Below are 2,208 nucleotides of genomic sequence, written 5' to 3'. Positions count from 1 at the left end.
CGTGCGCGGAAGCGCGTAGATGGGGCAGTGCGGCGCGGGTGACGCGGACGAGTCCGAGGACGTTGACGTCCAGGACGGTGTGCCACTGGTCGTCGGGGTTGTCCTCGACCGTGCCGATGGCACCGATCCCCGCGTTGTTGACGAGGATGTCGATCCCGTCGAGTGCGGCCGCGGCGTGTTCGACGCCGACGCGTACCGAGGTGTCGTCCCCGACGTCCGCGCGGATGCCGGTGAGAGGTTGTTCGATGCCGAAGGGGTGGAGGTCGAGGACGGCGACCCTGGCGCCGCGCTGCGCGAGGAGTCGGGCGGTGGCCAGGCCGATGCCCGATGCCCCGCCGGTCACGACGGCGCGCAGGCCGGTCAGTTCGGTCGTCATGCGCTTGCCGCCGAAGTGGCCTGCGCCGGTTCGCCGGGCGGGGCCGTCGCGCCGTCGGCGGCCCAGAAGACGCCGTCGGGGTAGGTGTAGGTGGCGACGGAGTCGGCGAGCATGGTGGCGGAGAAGCCGGGTGCGAGTGGTGCGGCGTAGTGGCCGTCGCGGATGACGACCGGATCCACGAAGTGCTGGTGGAGGTGGTCGACGTATTCGATGGCCCGGTCGGTGGTGGTGCCGGACACGGCGACGAAGTCGAACATCGACAGGTGCTGGACGAGTTCGCACAGTCCGACGCCGCCGGCGTGGGGGCAGACCGGGACGCCGAACTTCGCGGCGAGAAGCAGGATGGCGAGGTTCTCGTTCACGCCGCCGACCCTTGCGGCGTCGAGCTGGAGGATGTCGATGGCGCCGGCCTGGAGGAGTTGCTTGAAGACGATGCGGTTGTGGACGTGTTCGCCGGTGGCGACCTTCACCGGGGCGACGGCGGCGCGGATGGCCGCGTGTCCGAGTACGTCGTCGGGGCTGGTCGGCTCCTCGATCCAGTACGGGTCGAACTCGGCCAGGGCCTTGGTCCACTCGATCGCGTCGCCGACGTTCCAGCGCTGGTTGGCGTCGATGGCCATCCGGATGTCCGGGCCGACGGCGGCGCGTGCGGCGCGGCAGCGGCGGATGTCGTCCTGGAGGTCGGCTCCCACCTTCAGCTTGATCTGGGTGAAGCCGTCGGCGACGGCCTGCCGTGCGAGGCGGGTGAGCTTCCCGTCGCTGTAGCCGAGCCATCCGGGTGATGTCGTGTAGGCGGGGTATCCGTGTTCCAGCAGCCGGCGCCGGCGTTCCTGGTGGCCGTGGCGGCCTCGTACGAGCAGTTCGTGGGCCTCCTGTTCGGTGAGGGCGTCGGTGATGTAGCGGAAGTCGACCTGGCTCACCAGCCACAAGGGGTCGGCGTCCGCGAGGAGCTGCCACAGCGGCTTTCCCTCGCGCTTGGCCGCGAGGTCCCATACGGCGTTGACGACGGCGCCGATGGCCATGTGGATGACGCCCTTCTCGGGGCCGAGCCAGCGCAGTTGGCTGTCGCCGATGAGGTCGCGGTTGAGTGATCCGGGGTCGGCGCACAGGTCGGCGACGGGTCGGCCGACCACGTGGTGGCGCAGCGCGTCCAGTCCTGCAATCAACACCTCGTTGCCCCGTCCTATGGTGAAGGCGAAGCCGTGGCCCTCCAGGCCGTCGGGGGCGTCGGTGCGCAGGACGAGGTAGGCGGCGGAGTAGTCGGGGTCGGGGTTCATCGCGTCCGAGCCGTCCAACTCCCGCGAGGTCGGGAAGCGGATGTCGTAGGTGTCCAGCGCGATGATCCGGGCGGGGTCTGGGGGCGGCGGGGGCACGGGCTTTCCTCTCACAGGTGCGGGACGGTCGGGGGCGCAGGGCGGGGCGGGGGTCATTCCCTGGGGAACACCTGTTCCGTCGGTGCCCACCACTGCCCCGGTGTGGCGCCCGCCACGGGTTCCTGGCAGGGGGCCGTGAGGTGCCACCACGCCCGGGTCGCCTCGTCGGCGGCCATCCGGGCCATGTCGGCGTCGAAGTCGTCGCCCAGGTAGTCGAAGCAGCCGATCAGGAGGTCCCCGCGCAGGTGGATCGAGTAGTTGGCGATGTGGCAGGCCCGGAGCCGGTCCAGGACCGGCTGCGGAACCGCGCGGTGCAGCGTGCGGTACTCGTCCGCCTTCTCTGGGCGGAGCCGGATCACCTGGACGATGCGCCGCGTCATGCGTCGGCCCTCGCGGACAGGGCCGGGGGCGGCCGGTTGTGGATGAGGCGGATGATCTGCCGGCTCGTCCGCTCGTAGT

3 protein-coding genes are annotated in these 2,208 nt (G+C 70.8%); all 3 read right to left on the bottom strand.

Annotated features, from left to right (window positions below; all coding sequences use genetic code 11):
• On the bottom strand, window positions 1-376 hold a 376-nt coding region (locus PUR61_RS17270), incomplete at its 3' end, for an SDR family NAD(P)-dependent oxidoreductase (RefSeq protein WP_329879745.1).
• Window positions 373-1,749 (bottom strand): enolase C-terminal domain-like protein, encoded by a 1,377-nt coding sequence (locus PUR61_RS17265; protein WP_329879744.1) that lies wholly within the window; start codon window positions 1,747-1,749, stop codon window positions 373-375. The genes PUR61_RS17265 and PUR61_RS17270, both read right to left, overlap by 4 nt.
• 53 nt (window positions 1,750-1,802) lie before the next feature.
• Window positions 1,803-2,129, bottom strand: a complete 327-nt coding sequence (locus tag PUR61_RS17260; RefSeq protein WP_329879743.1) for an L-rhamnose mutarotase — start codon at window positions 2,127-2,129, stop codon at window positions 1,803-1,805.
• Window positions 2,130-2,208 lie beyond the last annotated feature (79 nt).

It is taken from the genome of Streptomyces sp. BE20 (genome assembly GCF_036322525.1).
Lineage (GTDB): Bacteria > Actinomycetota > Actinomycetes > Streptomycetales > Streptomycetaceae > Kitasatospora.
The sequence above is the reverse complement of the archived record's forward strand: the minus strand, read 5'-3'. Positions and strand labels throughout refer to the sequence as shown.